Below are 20962 nucleotides of genomic sequence, written 5' to 3'. Positions count from 1 at the left end.
TTGCGGGGGGTTTTTTCGCCTTTTAAAAAATCTTAACCGAGACTTAAACATTAAATCTTTTTCCGAAAGCCTTGCAATTGTCGCCGCCATCCTTCATAATAGAAAGAAGTGAAATAATCAGATAAACAAACCAACTGAGTAGTCCGCGGGACTGCTTTTTTTTTTGAAACGAGGAGGAACGTTTGAAATTTAATGAATTTAATCTGTCGGAAGCCATTTTAAAGGGCATCGAGGCCATGGGCTTTGAGGAAGCATCGCCGATCCAAGCTCAGAGCATGGCGCCCCTTTTGGAAGGCAAAGACGTCATCGCCCAAGCCCAGACCGGCACGGGCAAAACCGCCGCCTACGGCATTCCCATGCTGGAGCGGGTGGAAAAGAAGGGCCCGCTCCAAGGTCTGGTGCTCTGCCCCACCCGTGAGCTTTGCCTGCAAGTGGCCAACGAGCTGGCCAATTTAGGCGCCTATAAAAAGGGCGTGAAGATTCTGCCCGTCTACGGCGGCACCAGCATCGACCGACAAATCCGCGCCTTAAAAGGCGGCGTGCAAATCGTCGTGGGCACCCCGGGCCGGGTCATGGACCATATGCGCAGAAAGACCCTGCGCTTCGATAATCTGTCTATCGCCATCTTGGATGAGGCCGACGAAATGTTCGACATGGGCTTTCGCGACGACATGCGCACCATTTTAGACGAGACGCCGGATAACCGCCAGACCTGCTTCTTCTCCGCCACCATGGAAAAGGACATTATGGATTTCTCCCGTAAATTCCAAAGGGATCCGGAGATCATTCGCATTAAGCACAAGCAGCTCACCGTGGAAAACATCGAGCAGTACTATTTGGAAATGAAGGCCTCCATGAAGCCGGAAATTTTAAGCCGCCTCGTGGATATCTACGATCCCACCCTGGCCATCGTCTTCTGCAACACCAAGCGCCGCGTCGACGCTTTGGTGAGCGAAATGGCTTCCCGCGGCTATGCCGTGGACGGCCTTCACGGGGACTTGAAGCAGAACCAGCGTGATTCTGTCATGAAGCGCTTCAGAAACTCCTCCATCGACATGCTGGTCGCCACGGACGTGGCGGCGCGGGGCATCGATGTCGGCGACGTGGACATGGTGGTGAACTACGACCTGCCTCAGGACGAGGAATACTACGTTCACCGCATCGGCCGTACGGCCCGGGCAGGGCGCAAGGGCCTGTCCTTCTCCTTTATCGTGGGCCGGGATATTTACAAGCTGGAAGACATCGTCCGCTACACCAAGGCCGATCTCTCTTACATGGAGCTGCCCACCATGGAGCAAATGGACGTGAACAAGCGTGAAAGCCTGGAGGGCAAGGTAGCCGAGCTTCTCGATGCCGAGGCGGATCTTTCCGAGTACAAGCCCATGGTGGAAAGCATGCTCCGCCTGGAATACGGCGCCGTGGAAATTTCCGCCGCCCTACTAAAGCTTTTAGACGACAGCAGCCAGTCGAAGAAGCACGACGCCTTGGATGAGGTGGACTACGGCAAGAAATTCCGTGCCCGGGGTCTGAGAAAAGACCGCAAGGGCAAGGAGAAGAAGGAAAAGGGCGGCAAGAAGCGCTTTTCCAACAACGCCAAGCTCTATATGGACAAGGGCAGAAAAGACGGCATCAATCCCAAGGCCGTTCTCGCCATCTTTAAAAAGGAAACGGATCTGGGCGCCGACATCGTAGGCAATATTTTGATTCGCGATCACCACACCGTCATCGAGGTGCCGAAGAAGGCCGCGAAGAGCGCCATCGAGCAATTGGACGGCATGAAGAGCCGCGGTAAAACCTACCACGTGCGGACCTACAGAGACTGATCTTTTCGGTGGATGAAAAATAAAATAGAGTGAGGATATTTCCTTAAAAGAAAAAGCACTAAGCGTCACTGCCTAGTGCTTTTGTAATATGGCGTTGGCCAGGCGAATCATCTCCTTGGCCATTTCGAAATTTTCGCCGATTAAATCGTAGACCGCATCCTCGGTGAGGACGCCGCAGTCCACGGTGATCTCGCCCTCGTCGTAGGCGTCCACGTCGTCGAACCAATCCTGGGAGCTGTAGTACCTGTCCAAGACGTCGAAGGCGTCCTGGGCCTTTTCAAAGGCGTCCAGGGCCTCTTTAAACTCGGCCACGGCACGGCTGTGATCGTTTAAGATGGTTTCCATGGCGGCGACCCGTTCGTTTCTGTCCATACCTTCTCCTTTCATGAAAAAAGCACCGAAGCCGCGGCTTTGGTGCTTGGTTTCAATTCATTTTAATAGTTTTCGACGAAGATTTCAAACCATTTTTGCGGGTGGAAGCATGCGGGGCATTTTTCCGGCGCTTCCTTGCCTTCGTGAATGTAGCCGCAGTTGTTGCATTTCCAAAGAACGACTTCGTCGCGCTTGAAGAGCTTGCCTTCCTTGACGTTTTCCAAAAGCTTCAGGTAGCGATCGCGGTGCGCTTCTTCCACTTCGGCGATTTCGATCCAGTTGTCGGCGATGTCGTCGAAGCCTTCTTCCCGAGCAATTTTCGCAAATTCGGGATACATATCGGTGGCTTCACCGTCTTCGCCGGCGGCGGCGTTTTTCAGGTTTAATTCCGTGCTGCCCAAGGCGACGGGGTAGTCCCATTTGACTTCCAGTTCGTCTTCGTTGAAGTCGTCGATTAAGTATCTAAAGAAGCGCTTGCCGTGTTCTTCTTCGTTGCGTGCAGTTTCCAAGAAGATGTTTTTAATTTGAACGGAAGCATCTTTGTCCGCTTGCTTTGCGTACATGGTGTAGCGTGCAGTGGCTTGTGATTCTCCTGCGAAAGAGATCAACAGATTGTTTGCGGTTTTCGTACCTTTTAATGACATAGTGTCCTCCTAACTTCCTATAGTTTCTGCGGTTGCCCTCAGTATACTCCAATTTGTCACTACGTTCAACCGAGGGGGCCGTGATATACTGTAGGTATAAAAACGGGGAAGGTTCCCGGGGGAGTTGAAGGGATTTTCCCTGAGCCTAAAGGGACAAAAGCTATGTTATAATGGGAGCGAGGGGGTGTTTCTTTTTTGAAGGGATTATTTATCGTCATCGAAGGGCCGGACGGCTCAGGCAAATCCACGGTGGCGGAAGGCATTCGACACTATTTTGAAGAAAAAGGCGTCGACGTCCTCCACACGCGGGAGCCCGGCGGCACGGCGATCTCGGAAGACATTCGAAAGATCTTATTGGATCCCGAAAACAAAGCCATGCACCCGCGGTGCGAGGCCCTCTTGTACGCGGCCTCGCGCGCCCAACATGTGGAAGAAGTGATCCTCCCGGCACTGGAGGCGGGGAGTCTCGTCCTGTGCGAGCGCTATGTTTTTTCCAGCCTCGTCTATCAGGGCCTGTGTCGCCGACTGGGGATACAAGCCGTGGAGGCCGTCAACGCCTTTGCCACCGACGGCTTAAAGGCCGATATCACCCTTTACTTAGACGTGCCCAAGGGCACCGGAGACAGCCGCATGAAGGATCGCCTCGCCGACCGTTTAGAGTCCGATCGACGGATCATGGACACGGTGGAGGAGTATTACAGAATTTTAGCCAATCAGCTGAAGGAGGAGCTGGTCCTTATCGACGCATCGCGGGATGCGGAGCAGGTCCTTAAAAGCTGTATAGAAGCCATTGAAAAGGAGTACCGGTTCAGATGAAACTTATATTTGCTATCGTGCAAGATCAAGACGCCGCAGGTTTAATCGACGCCCTGACGGAAAAGCGCTTTCGGGTAACGAAGTTGTCCTCCTCCGGGGGCTTTTTGAAAGCCGGCAACACGACCCTTTTAATGGGCGTTAACGAAGAAGACATGGACGAGCTTTTCGACATTATGGAAGAAAACTGCTCCGTGAGAGAGGAGCCGTCGACATTGGCTATGTCGCCGGGGGAATCCTTTATGCCTTATCCTTTAAATGTACGCGTCGGGGGCGCCACCATATTTATTCTCGACGTCGCGGAATACAGTCGCTATTAAGGGGGGCATCATGAATAAAATGGTGTTTGCGATTATCGCCGACCGCTTTATCGGCGAGGTCATCGACGAATTATTGGAGGCGGACATTGCCGTGACGGAAATGGCCTCCACCGGGGGCTTTCTGAAGGAAGGCAACACCACGGTGGTCATCGGCGTCTCCAATGAGCAATACGACCAATTAAAAGAAATTTTGGACCGCGTCGTCGGCAGTCGCGACGACAAGGACAGCATCCACGCCGGCGCCCACGTCTTTGCCATCGATTTGGTCAAGGGCATACGCATTTGACCGGGGAACTCTTTCAATCTCATCTCCACGCCTATATCTTAAAGGGAGCGGGGGAGGAGGCGCTGAAGGAAGCCCGCCGCCTGGCTATGGGCTATCTGTGTCGAGGGGAAGAGGCGCCCTGCGGTGCGTGCCCTTCCTGCCGGCTCTTTTTGTCCGGGGAAGGTCGGGGAGAAAATCATCCCGACTATATCGAAATTGCCCCGACGAAAAAAACCTCCAAGGCCTCCATTAAGAAGGAGCGCATCGAAGGAGTGCTTAAGCAGGCGGCCATGACCGATTACGGCGAGGGGGGCAAGGTCTTTCTCTTCGTGGACTTCGACGCCACCACGGCGGAGGGGCAAAACGCCCTTTTAAAGGTCCTGGAAGAGCCGCCGGCGAAGACCCGCTTTCTGCTTCTGTCTTCGTCTCCCGAAAAAATCTTGCCCACGGTTCGTTCCCGGGCGGGCTTTTTGGATTTAAAGGCGAAGGAGGCCCCGGGAGATCCCGAGCGGCGCCACCGCACCTACCGATTAATGGAGAAGGTGTTTTTACGGCGGGAGGAAGTTTTTTTTGCGCGCCATTTTTTCGAGGAAGAGAAGGAGCATTTGCCGGAAATTTTCGATTATATGCTCTCTTACCTAAGGGATATGGCCGTGGTGTACGAGACAGGGGATGTGTCCCTGGTAAAAAATCAGGACTACGGAACCCTCATCGCCGAGCAGGCGCAGTCTGTGGGTCCGCGAATTTACGAGATCATCGACGCCCTCTACGAGGCGCGTCGCTATATAGACATGAATGTAAATAAAAGCTTTGCCTTTGAATGGCTGCTTTTAACTATGGGAGGCTAAAGGAACTTGACAGAAACGAGAGATGTCGTCGGCGTACGCTTTAAGCGCCGGGGAAAAATATATTACTTCGATCCCAAGAACGCGGCGCCCGCCGTGGACGAAGGGGTCATTGTGGAGACGGCTCGCGGCGTGGAGTACGGCTATGTGGCCATCGAGCGCAAGGCGGTGGAGGAAGAGTCCATCGTCGGCGAGCTGAAGCCCATTATTCGTACGGCTACGGAGGACGACGAGAGGCGCAACGCCGCAAACAGAAATTTGGCCAGAGAGGCCATGGCGGTGTGCGAGGATAAGATTCGCGAGCACGGCCTGAAGATGCATTTGATCAACGCGGAATACACCTTCGACAATTCCAAGCTGCTCTTTTACTTTACCGCCGACGGCCGGGTGGATTTTCGCGGCCTGGTACGGGATTTGGCGTCGATCTTCCGCACCCGCATCGAGCTGCGCCAAATCGGCGTGAGAGACGAGGCGAAGCTGGTTGGCGGCATCGGCATCTGCGGCAGGGAATGCTGCTGCACCACCTTCCTCGGCGACTTTGCCCCGGTGTCCATTAACATGGCCAAGGATCAGGGCCTTTCCCTGAATCCCGACGCCATCAGCGGCGTCTGCGGCAGGCTCCTGTGCTGTCTGCGCTACGAGCAGGACGGCTACGAGGAGAATTTAAAGATTCTGCCCCGCGTTGGTCGCACGGTCTATACCTCCGAGGGCCAAGGCGTGGTCGTCGGCACCGACACCTTGCGTGCCTTGGTGAAGGTGAAGATCGAAACCGATGACGGCGTGGAGTTCGTCGTCGTTTCCGCATCGGAGGTTTCGAGAAAGCCCTGTCACGGAAAGGGGTGCCCCCATGAAGCAAGTGAAGCAAGTATGGAAGAAGCTGAATAGCGGCCTCTTTAACGGCGGGCGACTGGTGTGGCTCGCTGCCTTTCTTGCGCTCTTTTTGCTGGACGCCTTTCCCGGCTTTTACTTTCAAGCAAAGATTCCCCACCTTTTGGCCGATGCGGCCCTGTGGGGGATCTATTTTTGTGCCCTGACGGCCCTTCTCTTTGTCGTCGGAAAGTGGGCCCGCCCCGTCCTGACACCGGCGGCCACGGAGCTCATCATGCTCGGCCTCCTGGCCTATATGGTAAACGACGTGATCCTATCCACATCGTCACTAGGTCCCTCCTCCGACGCATACACCTACGGGGCCACGGCGGCGGTGGTGGCGGTGATTTGGCTCTTCGCCCTGGGAATCGGAGCGCGAAAAATCTTCCCCATGGGCACCGTCCTCGGCGCCCTGCTCATGGCGGGACTGATCTTTCTCTGCGCCTGGCCGGGGCCCAAGACCCGGAAGGATTTCGCCGCAGCGCAAAAAGAAATCCCCCCTTCTTACAAGGTGGAAAAAATTACATACGGCCCGAAGAAGGCCTACGACTTCGGCGAGGAAAGCTACAGCCGCTACATGAGTCTGCCCAAGCGGCAAGACCGTTTGCGGGAAATGTTTTTCGGCTACACCCCCGACCACGTGCCCTACGAGGGAGATCTCTATCTGCCCGTGGGGGTCAAGCATGCGCCTCTGGTGGTCTTCGTTCACGGCAATCACAATATGATCGAAGACAATAGGGGAGGCTACGAGTATTTGGGCCGCTACCTGGCCGCCCGGGGCGTGGCCTTTCAGTCCGTGGAGCAGTCCCACTTTAACGCCTATTTGGGCAAGGGCCTTTCCGGCGAAAACGACGCCAGGGCGCTGAGCCTCTTGGATCACGCCGTGAAGGTGGCGGAGGATCCGAGGCTGAAGGAGCGCATCGATGCCGATAGAATCTACTTCGGCGGCCACAGCCGGGGCGGCGAGGCGGCGGCCATTGCGGCCTCCTTCGCGAAGCTCCCCTACAATCCCGACACGGGAGAGGCGACGAAGACCCTCAACGTGGCCGGAGTCTTGGCCGTGGCGCCCACAGACAGCCAGTACAAGCCCGGGGACCGTCCCGTGGCTTTGGACGTGCCCTACTTCCTCGTCACCGGGGCATGGGATCAGGACGTGGCTTCCTTGGAGGGCATGGATCAATACATGCGTGCCCGCGCCTGGCGGGGCCAGCTCATGGTGGATTACGCCAATCACAGCCAATTTAATTCCAACTGGGGCCGGCTGGACCGGGAAGGGCTGGAGGCTTTGGCCCTGGACACGGGCAATGTGCTCCGCAAAGAGGACCAGCAGCGCTATTTGGAGGTGGCGGCCTACGCCTTTGTAAAAGACCGGGCGATCTTCGACGATTTTAAAGCCTATGTGCCGGAGGCGGGTGTCGTCTTGGCCACGGAGCCCGAAAGCTATGTCCTCGCCGATTTCGAAGAAGACAGCGATCTGACCACGGCCAGCGCCGAGGGTGCATCCCTTGACTTTACCGGGGCAAGCACCTATGAGGAGGGGGCCTTCGTCCCCTCGGATCGGGGCGGCAACAATCACGTAGCGCGACTCTTCGGCACCCTCAGCCTTTCCGCGGAGAAGGGAGCGGAGGGCGACTTCGCCATGGACGTGGCGGCGAAAAGAGGCCGAGCCGACGTGAGGGTGAAGCTGATCGATGCCGCCGGGGAGGCCGTGGAATTTCATCCCGACAAAAACAACCTTCATGCCGCCCTGGAGACCGGGCTCTTGAAATGGCAGTACGCGGCGAAAAGCTGGGAGTACAAGCGATCCTTGGAGACCGTGCGCCTTTCGAGAGAAGCCATGGCCGAGGCGAATCCCGCCTTTTCCATCAGGGACCTGCGCCGCGTGGAAATCACCGCCAAGAGCCTTACGGAAATCGACAACATTCGCATCGAGACCGCTGATTAAAACAAAAGCTCACGGGTATATACCTACCGAACAGAGTTCGGGGGGTTGGGTTCATGCACGATACACTTTTAATTAAAACAATCAATAAAGAGAGTGCCGGTATTCGAAATATATTTTTTCAAATCGGCGATATGGACGCGCACATCGGCGAGGTAATGGACCTTTTAAATCGTCCCGAAAGCCCTTACGCCGGGCGCTGCCTCTTTCGCTATAACGGCATCCGTCTCAGATTGGAAGTCGACGAAATCCCCGTTGTTCTGGCGCTGCTCGTGGAAAAGGGCGTGCCGGTGTATGGCGTATATGAACCGTATTTTTAATTTGAAAGACCGGGAGGAAAAGTATGTCCAACGAATTAAGCAAGAAGCTGAACGAACAATTAAACTTTGAAATGGAATCGGCCTATCTCTACATGGCCATGGCAAGCTACATGGACGCACAAGGCATGTCCGGTTTCGATCACTTCTTCGTGCATCAAGCGAAGGAAGAATTGGAACACGCCAAGGATTTCTATGACTTCCTGCAAGAAACAGACTGCGTACCGGAATACGAAGCCATTCCGAAGCCGCCGAAGGAATTCGGCAACTTCACCGACACCTTCCGTGCCGCTTACGAACACGAACAAGAGGTCACCCGTCGGATCAAGGCCATTTATAAGGATGCCATTGAAGTGGGCTGCCTCAACACCCAACAATTCTTGAATAAATTTATCGAAGAACAAAGAGAAGAAGAAGACACCTTCCGCAGCATCGTCGAACGCCTCGAACGCATTAACGAATCCTGGAACGGCCTCTATATCTTCGACCACGAATTGGGCCAAAGATAAGCAAATAAAAACTCCCTCGCCATGTGGCGGGGGAATTTTTTTGTGCAAAAAGAAAGCACTTGTTTTTCATACCTAAAATTAAATCACCACAATACGCGTCGATGCGGCGCAAGCACGTGGACCTGAAAAAAGCGCCCTCATAAAGCCCGCGGCAATCCTTTTGTCCTCCCCCTGATTGAATCGGTCGGGGGTTTTAGTTTGTCTGCGGTTCAATTTCCCGATTTAAAAGGCCTTGATGAATGTAGGACCTGATTTGGAAAGAAACACTGAGCAGAAAGCGCGTTTGACTGTTGCTTAAATCGATCTGACAAAGCTCTGTAATGCGACGAAGGCGATAAGTGACCGTGTTTCGATGGAGGTAAAGCCGCTTGGCTGTTTTTTGGACGGACGCTTCCGACTCTAAGTAAACCTCGAGGGTGCGGTAAAGTTGGCTTTGGTTTTTTTTATCGTAATCCAGGAGAATTTCTAAGCTCGGGTGAAGGTAGTTTCCCCAGGAAAAATCCTTCTCGCTTCGTCGTTGAAATTCTTGTAACAGGGCTAGAAAAAAGACTTGATCGTAGGAGTTGACCGGCTCGGGGGTTGGCGTTTCTAAAGCCATTTGCCCTTGCCGAAAATAGTCGGATACTCGGTTTAAATCCTCAAACCCATGGCTGAGGCCGACAATCAACTGTTGTTCCGATGCCAGATCCTCCAACCTTTTCAATATTTGAGGGAAGGAAGATTTTTCTTTGGCATAGGAAAGAAAGAGAACGGCTTGGTTTTGGAGCTCGGCCACGGGAGCGGTAGGAAAGTACCGACGAATCTTTGCCATAGGCGGCGCTATTTTTTCATCTTTTCCACGCGCCTTTAAAACGGCTATTCGGTGGATCTCTCCTTTTGCAAGTAATTCGTTTGAATGGGCCAGATCTTCGGGATGCGCCCCTACCAAGAGACGATAAAATGCCTGATCCACAGGACGCCCCTCCGGCGACGCGGCGGGAAGGAGCCGAGGCAAAATTTCTTCTAAAAGCCGGCTGATTTTCGGCAGATTTTCATAATGCACCGCGGAAAGCGGGGAAGATTCTTCGATAAGGATGATGGCGCCCCAGTACCGGCCGTTGAAAAAAATCTTGCTGTAAATCTTCGGACTGGGCGTATGCTGACAAATCTCCCCGAGGTACGCTTCTCTGCTTCGTTGCCCCAGCCGGAAGGAGGGGGAGGCTTCACTTGCCTTGATTAAGGGATACAAGCAGTAGCCTCGCCGAACGATTCGAGCCCAAAGATCTTCTTTCACCGGCGGGCAATTGGAGCTTGCGACGACGCGGTAATCGGCATCGATGAGAATCAAGGGATTATCTAAGCGCAGGGCAAGGGCATTGATAAAGCTTTCAAAGTCCTTCGCCTGATACGCCAAGTCTTTAAATTCCAGATACAAATCCGGCACTTCTTTTTCGCGAAGTATTTGCTGCGCCATATTATAGACGGAAAAAATCCGGTCCTCCGGAAATCGAAGGAAGCAATGCACCTCCCCCTTGATTTTTGCATCGCCGAAAAGAAAGCCCTGAAGGGGCGGATTGTCGCCGAAATCATAAGCAAAATAAAGAACATCCTCCCTGTAGCTCTCTTCACTGCCATCCAAAAGGCGCACCTCGCGAATCGCTGGGGCCTCTTCCATGGCCAAGTCCTGAAGGGAAAAATGGTTTTTTAAAATATCAATAAGTTCGCTAAAGTACATAAGAAGCACCTCCCATCATAGCGTCCTTTTATTTTGGTGCATTTTGCACAAATGGTCAAGCTTTTTTTGTCCGGTACGTCCATTGTTGCCCTTCCCGTCGCCACCGTATACTAAAGGCACCAAAGATTTGTTATAAATCAAACGATTAAAAGGAGGATCATTATGGATCAAGTTGAAAAGTTACTTGCAATCGAGGAAATCAAGCAATGTAAAGCAAGGTACTGGCGAGCCATCGACACCAAAAATTTCGATCTCTTAAGAACCGTATTTGCAGATGACATCGTGTTTGACCTTTCCGACTCTACCCGAGACCCCCTTAAGGGACAGCATCCGGACATTCCTGAAAAGTCGGAACCCTCGAGATCTTGTGAGCAAATTATCAGCAACTCGAAAAAACTTATGGGCGCGACAACGCAAAGTGCCCATATGGGACATATTCCTGAAATTGAACTTACATCGGAAACGACGGCAAAAGCCTATTTCCCCTTCGAAGACAAAGTCATTACTCACGGCTTTGCCGCATTCACAGGCTACGGCTACTACGCAGACACATTCGAAAAGATCGACGGTTGCTGGAAGGTTAAGACCAGCAAGATTCATCGTTACCGCGTGATTTTCGACGATATAAACGACTAGGAGGTACTTATGTATTCCCATTTATTTTCAAGAGGCAAAATCGGCAAGGTAGAGATTAGAAATCGCGTCGTTATGCCCGGCATGCTGACGCTTTTAGCGGATTCTTACGGTCGAGTCGACGACGCCTTGGTGAAATATTATGAAGAAAGAGCAAAGGGCGGCATCGGCCTGATTATCGCAGAATACGCCAACATCGACTTTGAAACCGGTCGCGCGGCACCAAGCCAGTTGACCATGCTGGATTTAAATTCCGCTTTGTCCGTTCAAAAGATCGCCAGAGTCGTTCATCGCCACGGCGCCAAGTTTTTCGCCCAGCTCGCCCATGCAGGACAGGGAGCCAATCCTCTCTTGCTGAATGGAAAAGATCCCATCGGTCCTTCGGAATCCACCACCCCTGACGGACGTCGGGTGCGGGCCATGACCGTAGAGGAAATTCAAACCTTGATCGATCGATTCGTTCAGGGAGCTGTTTATGCACAGCTCGGAGAAGCGGACGGGGTTGAAATCCACGCCGCCCACATTTACCTTCTCTCTACCTTCTTAAGCCCTCACTTAAACCGCCGCGAGGATGCCTACGGTGGAAGCCACGAAAATCGCGCCCGCGTCATTTGCGAAATCATCCGCGGCATTAAGGAAAAATGTGGTAAGGATTTTCCCGTCAGTGTCCGCTTTAACGGCTCGGATTTTGTCGAGGGAGGCACCACCTTGGACGATGCCGTCATCACGGCGAAGCTCCTCGAAGCGGCCGGAGCCGATGCGCTAAACATTTCCAACTCCACCTTCGGCGCCGAAAAGCCCGTCATCGAACCGGTTTTTTACGGCCAAGGATGGAAGAAGCACTTGGCAAAAACCATTAAAGCCGCTGTTCAGATTCCCGTGATTGCCGTAAACACCATTAAAACACCGGAATTTGCAGAATCCCTTCTCGAAGAAGGCGTCAGCGACTTCGTCGGCTTGGCGAGACAGTCTCTGGCAGATCCTTATTGGTGCAAAAAAGCCATGGCAGGCGAAGAAGATCTCATACATCACTGCATTTCATGTCTGTATTGCGCCGACTGTGAAAGTAAGTTCAAAGTTGTCTCCTGCGCCGTCAATCCGAAGACCGGCAGGGAATCTGAACTTGCGCCTTTAAAAATCGACGGCCAAGGACGGCAAGTGGTTGTTATCGGCGGTGGCGTCGCCGGTATGGAAGCCGCCTCTGTTTTAGGTCAACGGGGCTTTAAAGTCACTTTATTCGAACAAAAAGACCATTTAGGGGGCGATACCTTCTTGGCAGGCCAACCGCCTATGAAAGATTGGACCCACCAATTGCCCGAGGTTTTGAAAAGAGAATGCGACAAGTACGGTGTTGAAATCCATTTAAATCATGGGCCGACGGTCGACGAGATCAAGTCTTTAAATCCCTACGCCGTCTTCGTCGCCACAGGTGCGGATCCGGTTATTCCTAAAAAAATTCCCGGCATCGAATCCGATCACATTTACACCGTAGGACAAATTTTAGATCAAGAGATTACACTTTCCGGGAAGAAAATCGTCGTCATCGGCGGCGGTTTATCGGGACTGGATGTGGCTTCTTTCCTGGCAGAGGATAATGAAGTCCAAGTTGTGGAAATGCAAAAAGCCATCGGCATCGGCGTCCTTCCCACCTACATTAAGCCGGAACTGGACCACTTAAAGGAAAAAAATGTAGTCCTCAACACGTCTTGTGCACTTCAATCGATTCAAGAAAAATCAGTCACTTTGGAAGATTTAAACACGGGAAAAGTCTTTGATTTGGAAGCCGATGCCGTCATCCTTTCCTTAGGCGTCCGCCCCAATAACGAGAAAATCCAAAAGATTCAAGACAATTTCGAAAACGTCCGCGTCATCGGAAGTGCCGTCGCCACCACCGGCCGCATCGGCCAAGCCATGCGAGACGGCTTCGATGCCGCCTATGCCCTGGATTAGAAAGGAAACAGCCATGGAAAAGAGTATGCCGAAAAAAATTCATTATGCCTGGATTATTTTAATTGCCTGTTGTTTGATGAGTGTTGCCGGAATCAGTATATTCGGTAGCTGTATGGGGATTTTTATGACACCGGTATCTGAAAGTCTCGGCGTGGCGAAAAGCTCCTTTACCCTTGCCACGGCCACCCTTTCCGGGTTAGTCACCGGTTTTTTGAGCCCCTTGGCCGTCAAGCTCATCCAAAGAAAAAAAGTCAATCTCTTGGCAGGAGGAAGTTTTGCCCTCATGGCCCTTTCCTTGGTCCTTATGTCTCGTGCCCAAGGACTGACTACCATGGCCCTTGCCTTTGTTCTGGCCGGGGTGGGGGCAAGCGTCGTGTTTTACGTCTTAACCCCTATCTTAATCGGCAATTGGTTTAAAGAAAAAATGGCCTTTGCCTTGGGAATTGCCCTCGGCTTTTCCGGAATCGGCGGCATGATCTTAAGCCCCTTGGGCGCAGCTTGCATCGCTCAATTCGGCTGGCGAAGCGCCTACCTCTTATATGCCCTTTTAGTATTTGTTCTCGGCGTCTTGCCCGCTTTATTCCTCATTAAAAAAAGCCCGAAAGAGATGAACCTTCATCCTTACGGCTACATAGAGGAAAAGGAAACGGCCGATGTCCCATCCGAAAAAAATGAAGAACTGACGGGAATGACCAAATCTCAAGCCCTTCGTTCCGCGAAATTTTATTACGTCTTATTGGCAGCGGCCCTTATGATGATTTTAACTTGCTTTACCTATCATATGCCGTCCTACGCGCCGTCGGTGGGCTTAAGCCCTGTCTTCGGAGCCTCGATGATCTCCTATGTCATGTTGACGAATACATTGAGTAAATTTGTTTTAGGCAGTGCTTGCGATCGCTTCGGCATCTCTAAAATTACATGCCTCGTTCTAACCATCGTCGGGGCCGGCTTTGTCCTCTTATACTTTGCCGGCGCTAATCCCTTGCTCAATAGTCTGGGCGCCATTCTTTTCGGCTTCATCGTTCCGACGACCACCATGTTTCTCCCGTTAATTGTTCGAGGTGTTTTCGGCAACAGAAATTACGGCGAAATTTATTCCTATGTCGTCCTCGTTACCACCGTGGCCTCGTCCTTGGGCGTAACCCTTATTGAGGTTTTCCGCAGCCTCACCGGAGGCTATGGCAAGCCCTTCCTGTTGGCCGTCGTGCTGGTCCTCGCAGCCATTGTGTTGATCGGATTGGCCTTTTCGAAGACGAAAGCACCGGAAAAAAATCCGTCACAGCGTAGAAAAATTCCCTTTTCCGTTCGCCACTTTAATTGATTTTTGCTGAAATAAACCCCCACATCCAAATCGGATGGAGGGGTTTTTTCATGCAAAGCGCACAACAAAAAGGAGCCTGATTTTCACCAGACTCCCCTATGGTTGACATAGAACCGAATTTTTTTGTGCCGAAAATTTTCGGCGGATGTTTTTTAAATGGTGCGGGGATGCTATCCTCGCCCTTTTTTTCTTTCCTTGATCTCGCCCTTTTCGTAGAGAGCCGCCAGGGTGGTGAGCTCTTTAATGGCCGCCTCCGCCCGCTTGCCGCCGTCGGTGTCTCGCACCAGACGCCGTCGGTCGTATTCCGCAACAAAGGCCAAGGAGGAGGTGATGTCGATGTCGTCTGAGATGCGCTTCTCCTCGTCCTTCATGGGACTGTGGGTGGCGAGGAGCACGCCATAGGAATTGGAGATCAGGGTGTAGCCCGCCGTTCCCGTGGTCTTTCGATAGGCGTGGGCAAAGCCGCCGTCGATAACCAGGACCTTTCCATCCGCCTTCACCGGGTCCTCGCCGGTGTTTCGTTTCACCGGCGTGTGGCCGTTAATGATCTTTCCCCGGGCCTCGTCGATGCCGAAGGCGCGAAGGATTTTTTCCGCAAAGGCGGATTCTTCCCGCAGGCGGTAGTAGGGATTTTTTTCCTCGATATGAGTGACGGGGTCCTCGATAAAGTAGCGCTCAAAGGTGGTGATGCGCTCCTTTCCGAAAAGGGGCGAGCCCTTGCCGCACCAGAGGTAAAAAAGCATGTCCGAGGCCTCCCTCTGCTTCTCGCCTCGGGCGAAGAAGCTGTCACGAACCACGCGGTCGAAGGCATCGAAGAGCTCTCGCCCGGCCAGGGGCGCGCCCAAGACGTCGGTGGGGGCGAAGCTGCCCTCTTCGCCTGTAGGCAAACAACCGTGGAAGAGGAGATTGTCGTTTCGAATTAAATACATGCTCCCCGATTCGACCATAAAGCGAATATGTTTTTTCAACCGCTCGCAGGAAGTAAAGCTTTCCGTAAGCCGGGCCACCACGTCTTTTTCCTCCGCCGTGTAGGCGTAGGGATCTGAGGGATCCACCGTGGGAAAGTCGGCGTCGAGAAGGGGATAGCTCTTGCCGTCGACCTCCACGGTCTTCGTTTCGAAATCGATGCGGTGCAATAGGCGCATGGAGTCCATACCGTACTCCGGATGGGCGGCGATAAGCTGGCCCTCCGCCTTAAACTGCAGGACGGCCATGGCCTTGTGCAGCTTGGCGAGACTTTCGTTTCGCGACGGATCGGGATCGGGATTTTTCGGATAAAAGGGCGCCGACGCTTCGTATTTTTCCGCGTAGGGCACCAGGGGCATGAGATTGATGCCGTAGCCGTCCTCGATGGTGTGGGCCACATTGTAGCGCAGAGCGATGCGGATCACATTGGCGGCTAAAGCAAAGTTCCCCGTGCAGGCGCCGATCCAGGCGATGTCGTGATTGCCCCACTGAATGTCCACCTTCGGCAGGGCCATGAGCAGGTCCATGATTTTTTCCGCCTCTTCCCCCCGGTCGTAAATGTCGCCTAAGACGTGTAGGGTTTTGACGGCGTAGCGCACGGAAAGATCGGCCAGGTCCTTAATATAGACCTCCCCTTCGCCGTAAGCCACGATTTTTTCGTGGAGGGTTTTGACGTAATTCGCCTTGTGGCGCAGGCCCGCCTCTTCCAAAAGCAGCAGATTTAAAATTTTTCTCCTGTCCTCGGGAAAGGTGGCCTCCACCTGACTGTGGTCGTACTTCGCCGCCACCCGCTTTGCCACCACGATTAAATCCGCCAAGGTATTTTTCAGCAGAGCGTCGTAAGCGTCGGGGGCCATGGTTTCCTTCAGCAGCTTTAGCTTTTCCTCCGGATAGTAGAGAATGGTGGCCAGCCGCTTTCGATCGGCCTCGTTTTTATCGGGAAATAATTCGTCGATGTAGCGGCGCAAAACCCCCGATGCGTTTCGAAGCACGTGGGTAAAAGCGCGGTACTCGCCGTGTAAATCGCTGACGAAATGCTCCGTGGGCTTCGGCAGATTCAGGCCGCTTTCCAATAAAAGCGCCTCGGCCAAAGCGCGGTCCCGGGACGGGTACTTTTCGGCCAAGAGGCGGTAGTAATTTTTTTCTAATCGGGATAATTGGTCCATGAGCTCCTCCTTAGTTGTTCTATACCCACTTTTTGGGTATAAACGATGAAGAAAGAGAGGCGACCATGGATTTAAAAGAAAAAATCAGAAGCTTGAAAGACTATCCCAAGGAAGGGATTATCTTTCGCGACATTACCACCCTTTTAAAAGACGGCGAGGCCTTCCGCGCCTGCATCGACGCCCTAAAGGAGCTGGTAAAGGATGAGAGCATAGACAAGGTCGTGGCCATCGAAGCCCGGGGCTTTTTACTGGGCGCGCCCTTGGCCTACGACCTGGGGGTGGGCTTTGTGCCCGTTCGAAAGCCGGGGAAGCTTCCCGCAGCCACGCTGTCCGCAGAATATGATTTGGAATACGGCTCCGACAAGGTGGAAATGCACATCGACGCCGTGGCACCCGGGGAAAAGGTTTTGATCGTCGACGATCTCTTGGCCACCGGCGGCACGGGGAAAGCGGCGGTGGAAATTTGTGAAGCAGCCGGTGCCGATGTGGTGGGCTGTTTGGTTTTAATCGAGCTGGACGGCTTAAACGGCAGGGAAAAAATAGGCGTGCCCGTCTATTCTCTCATGCACTTTCCCGCTTAATTGCAACAAAAAAACGGCCAAAGGCCGTGGAGCGGGTGAAGGGAATCGAACCCTCGCGATCGGCTTGGGAAGCCGAGGCTCTGCCACTGAGCTACACCCGCATAAGTAAACTCATTTTACGTCTGAAAAAAATTTCTGTCAAGGCTTGAAAATGCATTCCCGTATTGTTAAAATATTTACTATCAAGGGGTGTAAGTAATTGTACCTCGGGGTAACGATGGAAAGAGATTATCTCGCCGACACAGTCGGTTGTCACTGCGATGCACGGGAGCTAAGGCCCCGTTCAAAGACGTGCACCGTAAATTATGAACCTGTGAGGAGGATTCATTTATGAAAAATATCGTCATTGCCAGTGCGGTCAGAACGCCCGTCGGTTCCTTCGGCGGTGCTTACAAAAGTGTCAGCGCCGTGGACCTGGGCGTCGTCGCCGCCAAGGAAGCCATCGCCCGCGCCGGCATTAAACCGGAAGATATTGACGAAGCCATTATCGGTAACGTGTTGCAAGCAGGCTTGGGACAAAACGTCGCTCGTCAAATCGTCATTCACGCCGGATGCCCCGTAGGCGTCCCCGCCATGACCATCAATAAAGTTTGCGGTTCCGGTCTTCGCGCCGTTTCCTTGGCCGCACAAATCATTAAAGCAGGCGATGCCGATGTCGTTCTCGCCGGCGGTACGGAATCCATGTCCGGCGCTCCCTTCCTCGTAAGAGAAGCGCGTTGGGGTGCTCGGATGAACGACAAGGCCTTTGTCGACTCCATGATTAACGACGCACTGTGGGACGCATTTAACGGCTACCACATGGGTATGACCGCAGAAAACGTCGCTGAAGAATACGATGTCTCCCGCGCCGATCAAGACGAATTGGCAGCAGGCAGCCAACAACGGGCATCGAAGGCCCGCGCCGAAGGCCGCTTTAAAGACGAAATCGTCCCCGTAGAAATCCACGGACGCAAGGGCAAAGTCACCGTCGTAGACGAAGACGAATACATTCGCGACGGCGTTACCGTCGAAAGCATCAGCGGACTGAAGCCGGTCTTCAAAAAAGACGGCGGTACGGTCACCGCAGCCAACGCATCGGGCATTAACGACGGCGCCGCCATGCTCGTCGTCATGAGCGAAGAAAAAGCAAAGGAATTAGGCGTTAAGCCTCTGGCTACGATAGTCAGCTACGCATCCGCAGGCGTCGATCCCAAGGTTATGGGTACGGGCCCCATTCCTTCCTCGAGAAAAGCCATGGAAAAAGCCGGCTGGGAATTCGGCGAATTGGATCTCGTCGAAGCTAATGAAGCCTTTGCCGCACAAGCCTGTGCCGTCGTCAAGACCCTGGGCTTGGATATGGATAAGGTCAATGTCAACGGCGGCGCCATCGCCATCGGTCACCCGGTAGGCGCATCCGGCGCACGGATTCTCGTCACCTTGCTCTATGAAATGGCTAAGAGAGATGCGAAAAAAGGTCTCGCCACCTTATGTATCGGCGGCGGCCAAGGCACGGCCGTTACCGTTGAACGCTAATTGTGCACGATTGGGGGAAAGAGATAATGGATTTTAAGTTTTTAATCGTTGATAAGGCCGAAGGCATTGCTAAAATCACCATTAACAAACCCAAGAGCTTAAACGCCCTGAACACGGAATTGTTAACAGAGTTAAGAGAGTGCTTCCTCGCGTTGGAAGATGATAACGAAGTCAAGGTCGTCATCATCACCGGCGAAGGCAAAGCCTTCGTCGCCGGCGCCGACATTTCTGAAATGGCGCCCCTCTCCGCAGCCGAAGCGCACAGCTTCGCTAAATTGGGCATGGATACCTTTATGCTGATCGAACACCTGTCCAAGCCCGTCATCGCCGCAGTCAACGGCTTCGCCTTAGGCGGCGGCTGCGAACTGTCCATGGCATGCGACATTCGTATCGCATCGGAAAAAGCCGTCTTCGGTCAACCTGAAGTAGGCCTGGGCATTACGCCGGGCTTCGGCGGCACCCAACGCCTGTCCCGCACGGTAGGCATCGGCATCGCCAAAGAAATGATCTACACGGCCAGAAACATTAAGGCTGACCGCGCCTATGAAATCGGCCTGGTCAACGCCGTCGTTCCCGCAGAAGAATTAGATGAAGCCGCTATGAAAATGGCACGCACCATCGCATCCAACGGCACCATTGCCGTCAGCTACTCCAAGGCCGCTATCGTGGACGGCATTCAAGCCGACATCCACACCGGTATGGATATCGAAAAATCCGCATTCGGTCTGTGCTTCGCCACAGCCGATCAAAAGGAAGGCATGAAGGCTTTCTTGGAAAAACGCAAACCTGAATTTAAGGGAGAATAAAGGTAATTCTTGAGACAGTTCCTAAAAGGAGGAATTAAAATGAAAATTGGTGTAATCGGTTCCGGTACCATGGGAAGCGGCATTGCTCAAACGATGGCTCTTCATCACGACGTCGTTATTCGAGATATTATTCCCGAAGCCCTCGAAGGCGCAAAGAAAAAAATCGAAAAAGGCTATAACCGCAATGTGGAAAAAGGCCGCATGGAAGAAGCGGATGCCAAGGCAGCCTTCGCTCGCATTTCCACCACGGAAGACATTAAGGATTTAAAGGACTGCGATTTAATCGTCGAAGCCGCTACGGAAAATCCGAAGATCAAAAAAGCCATCTTTACGGAGCTCTGCGAAACCTGCGACGCAAAAACCATTCTCGCATCCAACACCTCGTCCTTGAGCATCACCGACATCGCCGCCGCCACGAAACGCCCCGGCAAGGTCATCGGCATGCACTTCTTTAATCCGGTTCCCGCGATGAAATTAGTCGAAGTTATCTGCGGCTTGAACACCGACGAAGAAACGAAGAAGGTCGTCATCGAGCTGGCGAAGGAAATCGGCAAGACCCCCGTTGAAGTAGAAGAAGCTCCGGGCTTCGTCGTTAACCGCATCCTGATCCCCATGATCAACGAAGGCATCGGCATCGTCGCCGACGGCGTCGCATCCGTAGAAGATGTGGACACCGCCATGAAGCTGGGTGCCAACCACCCCATGGGCCCCTTGGCACTGGCTGACTTAATCGGCTTGGACGTTTGCCTCGCCATTATGGACGTTCTTTACAACGATTACCACGACGGCAAATACCGCGCTCACGTTCTTCTTCGGAAGATGGTTCGCGGCGGCAAGCTGGGTCGCAAGACCGGCGAAGGCTTCTACAAATACGACAAATAAAAGAGAAAAGATCGGAGGCTTCGGCCTTCGATTTTTTTTTGGAAAAGTAAAGTGCCGCGGCGTAATCCCCCCATTATTTGTGTTACACTGTTTATTAGAAATAAAGGAGGAGCCATGGGTTACTTAAAAGAACGAATTAAAAACGAGGGCGTCATCTACCCGGGAAATGTGTTGAAGATCGACTCCTTTCTCAATCATCAGATCGATCCCACGGTGATGAAGGAGATCGAAGGGGAGTTTTACGATTACTTTAAGGACCGAAGGGTGACGAAGGTGCTTACCGTGGAGGCATCGGGAATCGCGCCGGCCATTATGGTGGCGGCTCATTTCGGCGTGCCCATGCTCTTTGCCAAAAAGGCGCGGCCCTCCACCTTGAAGGAGGAGGACGTCTACGTGACGGACATTTTTTCCTACACGAAAAACACCTCCTCCAAGGTGGTGGTGAACAAGTCCTATTTAAAGGCGGAGGATTCCGTCCTGATCATCGACGACTTTCTCGCCAACGGGGAAGCTTCCCTGGGCCTCGTGGACATCGTGAAGCAGGCCGGCGCCACCGTGGCGGGGATCGGCATCTGCGTGGAGAAATCCTTTCAGCCGGGGCGCGAGCGGCTGGAGGAGGTGGGCCTCGACGTCTATTCCATCGTGCGCATCGAAGCCATCGACTCGGACAAGCAGTGCATTACCTTTAAAGAGGGGCATTAAAAAAGCGGCCGG

General features: G+C 53.1%; 21 protein-coding genes and 1 tRNA gene. 17 read left to right on the top strand and 5 right to left on the bottom strand.

Annotated features, from left to right (window positions below):
• Positions 1-182: 182 nt before the first annotated feature.
• The gene (locus tag BQ7397_RS01300) at positions 183-1823 is read left to right on the top strand and encodes a DEAD/DEAH box helicase (protein WP_077074391.1); all 1641 of its coding nucleotides are present in this window, start codon (positions 183-185) and stop codon (positions 1821-1823) included.
• Positions 1824-1895: 72 nt separating this feature from the next.
• On the opposite strand, the gene BQ7397_RS01295 is transcribed toward BQ7397_RS01300, so the two are convergent.
• Together BQ7397_RS01295 and rbr are read right to left on the bottom strand one after the other, a co-directional pair.
• Complete coding sequence (locus BQ7397_RS01295) at positions 1896-2195, bottom strand: DUF4298 domain-containing protein (RefSeq protein WP_077074390.1); 300 nt, start codon at positions 2193-2195, stop codon at positions 1896-1898.
• A gap of 62 nt (positions 2196-2257) precedes the next feature.
• A complete protein-coding gene (gene rbr / locus BQ7397_RS01290; protein WP_077074389.1) occupies positions 2258-2839 on the bottom strand; it encodes a rubrerythrin in 582 nt (193 codons plus the stop codon).
• 195 nt (positions 2840-3034) lie between these two features.
• Here rbr and tmk point away from each other — a divergent pair, with 195 nt between their 5' ends.
• The 8 genes from tmk to BQ7397_RS01250 are packed head-to-tail and all read left to right on the top strand — an operon-like array spanning position 3035 to position 8717.
• Positions 3035-3655, top strand: a complete 621-nt coding sequence (gene tmk / locus BQ7397_RS01285; protein ID WP_077074388.1) for a dTMP kinase — start codon at positions 3035-3037, stop codon at positions 3653-3655.
• Complete coding sequence (locus BQ7397_RS01280) at positions 3652-3972, top strand: cyclic-di-AMP receptor (protein ID WP_077074387.1); 321 nt, start codon at positions 3652-3654, stop codon at positions 3970-3972. Before tmk ends, BQ7397_RS01280 begins: the two co-directional genes overlap by 4 nt.
• Before the next feature lie 10 nt (positions 3973-3982).
• On the top strand, positions 3983-4258 hold the full coding sequence (locus tag BQ7397_RS01275; RefSeq protein WP_077074386.1) for a cyclic-di-AMP receptor: 276 nt from the start codon (positions 3983-3985) through the stop codon (positions 4256-4258).
• Positions 4255-5085 (top strand): DNA polymerase III subunit, encoded by an 831-nt coding sequence (locus tag BQ7397_RS01270; RefSeq protein ID WP_077074385.1) that lies wholly within the window; start codon positions 4255-4257, stop codon positions 5083-5085. The genes BQ7397_RS01275 and BQ7397_RS01270 overlap by 4 nt, the downstream gene beginning before the upstream one ends.
• Before the next feature lie 6 nt (positions 5086-5091).
• Positions 5092-5967 (top strand): PSP1 domain-containing protein, encoded by an 876-nt coding sequence (locus BQ7397_RS01265; protein WP_077074384.1) that lies wholly within the window; start codon positions 5092-5094, stop codon positions 5965-5967.
• Entirely contained in the window at positions 5930-7894 is a 1965-nt protein-coding gene (locus tag BQ7397_RS01260) for an alpha/beta hydrolase (RefSeq protein ID WP_077074383.1), read from the top strand. Before BQ7397_RS01265 ends, BQ7397_RS01260 begins: the two co-directional genes overlap by 38 nt.
• A 53-nt stretch (positions 7895-7947) precedes the next feature.
• The gene (locus BQ7397_RS01255; RefSeq protein WP_077074382.1) at positions 7948-8211 is read left to right on the top strand and encodes a hypothetical protein; all 264 of its coding nucleotides are present in this window, start codon (positions 7948-7950) and stop codon (positions 8209-8211) included.
• Positions 8212-8234: 23 nt separating this feature from the next.
• Positions 8235-8717, top strand: coding sequence for a ferritin (locus tag BQ7397_RS01250; RefSeq protein ID WP_077074381.1), 483 nt, complete (start codon positions 8235-8237; stop codon positions 8715-8717).
• 193 nt (positions 8718-8910) lie between these two features.
• Here BQ7397_RS01250 and BQ7397_RS01245 read toward each other — a convergent pair whose 3' ends face one another.
• Positions 8911-10431, bottom strand: coding sequence for a PucR family transcriptional regulator (locus BQ7397_RS01245; protein ID WP_077074380.1), 1521 nt, complete (start codon positions 10429-10431; stop codon positions 8911-8913).
• A gap of 162 nt (positions 10432-10593) precedes the next feature.
• Here BQ7397_RS01245 and BQ7397_RS01240 point away from each other — a divergent pair, with 162 nt between their 5' ends.
• The 3 genes from BQ7397_RS01240 to BQ7397_RS01230 are packed head-to-tail and all read left to right on the top strand — an operon-like array spanning position 10594 to position 14335.
• Positions 10594-11067, top strand: coding sequence for a nuclear transport factor 2 family protein (locus tag BQ7397_RS01240; RefSeq protein WP_077074379.1), 474 nt, complete (start codon positions 10594-10596; stop codon positions 11065-11067).
• A gap of 9 nt (positions 11068-11076) precedes the next feature.
• On the top strand, positions 11077-13014 hold the full coding sequence (locus tag BQ7397_RS01235; RefSeq protein ID WP_077074378.1) for an oxidoreductase: 1938 nt from the start codon (positions 11077-11079) through the stop codon (positions 13012-13014).
• A gap of 13 nt (positions 13015-13027) precedes the next feature.
• Positions 13028-14335, top strand: coding sequence for an MFS transporter (locus tag BQ7397_RS01230; protein WP_077074377.1), 1308 nt, complete (start codon positions 13028-13030; stop codon positions 14333-14335).
• Positions 14336-14505: 170 nt separating this feature from the next.
• On the opposite strand, the gene BQ7397_RS01225 is transcribed toward BQ7397_RS01230, so the two are convergent.
• Positions 14506-16467, bottom strand: coding sequence for a fructose-1,6-bisphosphatase (locus tag BQ7397_RS01225; RefSeq protein WP_077074376.1), 1962 nt, complete (start codon positions 16465-16467; stop codon positions 14506-14508).
• 65 nt (positions 16468-16532) lie between these two features.
• On the opposite strand from BQ7397_RS01225, the gene BQ7397_RS01220 reads away from it, so the two are divergent.
• Positions 16533-17048, top strand: a complete 516-nt coding sequence (locus BQ7397_RS01220) for an adenine phosphoribosyltransferase (RefSeq protein ID WP_077074375.1) — start codon at positions 16533-16535, stop codon at positions 17046-17048.
• Between the two features lie 27 nt (positions 17049-17075).
• Here the strand turns inward: BQ7397_RS01220 and BQ7397_RS01215 are convergent.
• Positions 17076-17149, bottom strand: a tRNA-Gly gene (locus BQ7397_RS01215).
• A 229-nt stretch (positions 17150-17378) separates the two neighbouring features.
• Between BQ7397_RS01215 and BQ7397_RS01210 the strand changes: the two genes are divergently transcribed.
• The 4 genes from BQ7397_RS01210 to BQ7397_RS01195 all read left to right on the top strand — a co-directional run bounded on the left by BQ7397_RS01210 (position 17379) and on the right by BQ7397_RS01195 (position 20950).
• Entirely contained in the window at positions 17379-18560 is a 1182-nt protein-coding gene (locus tag BQ7397_RS01210; RefSeq protein ID WP_077074374.1) for an acetyl-CoA C-acetyltransferase, read from the top strand.
• Between the two features lie 26 nt (positions 18561-18586).
• Complete coding sequence (locus tag BQ7397_RS01205) at positions 18587-19366, top strand: enoyl-CoA hydratase-related protein (RefSeq protein WP_077074373.1); 780 nt, start codon at positions 18587-18589, stop codon at positions 19364-19366.
• Positions 19367-19405: 39 nt separating this feature from the next.
• On the top strand, positions 19406-20248 hold the full coding sequence (locus tag BQ7397_RS01200; RefSeq protein WP_077074372.1) for a 3-hydroxybutyryl-CoA dehydrogenase: 843 nt from the start codon (positions 19406-19408) through the stop codon (positions 20246-20248).
• A gap of 114 nt (positions 20249-20362) precedes the next feature.
• Positions 20363-20950, top strand: a complete 588-nt coding sequence (locus BQ7397_RS01195) for a xanthine phosphoribosyltransferase (protein WP_077074371.1) — start codon at positions 20363-20365, stop codon at positions 20948-20950.
• Positions 20951-20962 lie beyond the last annotated feature (12 nt).

The sequence above is a fragment of the Aedoeadaptatus urinae genome, assembly GCF_900155585.1.
GTDB lineage: Bacteria > Bacillota > Clostridia > Tissierellales > Peptoniphilaceae > Aedoeadaptatus > Aedoeadaptatus urinae.
The sequence above is the reverse complement of the archived record's forward strand: the minus strand, read 5'-3'. Positions and strand labels throughout refer to the sequence as shown.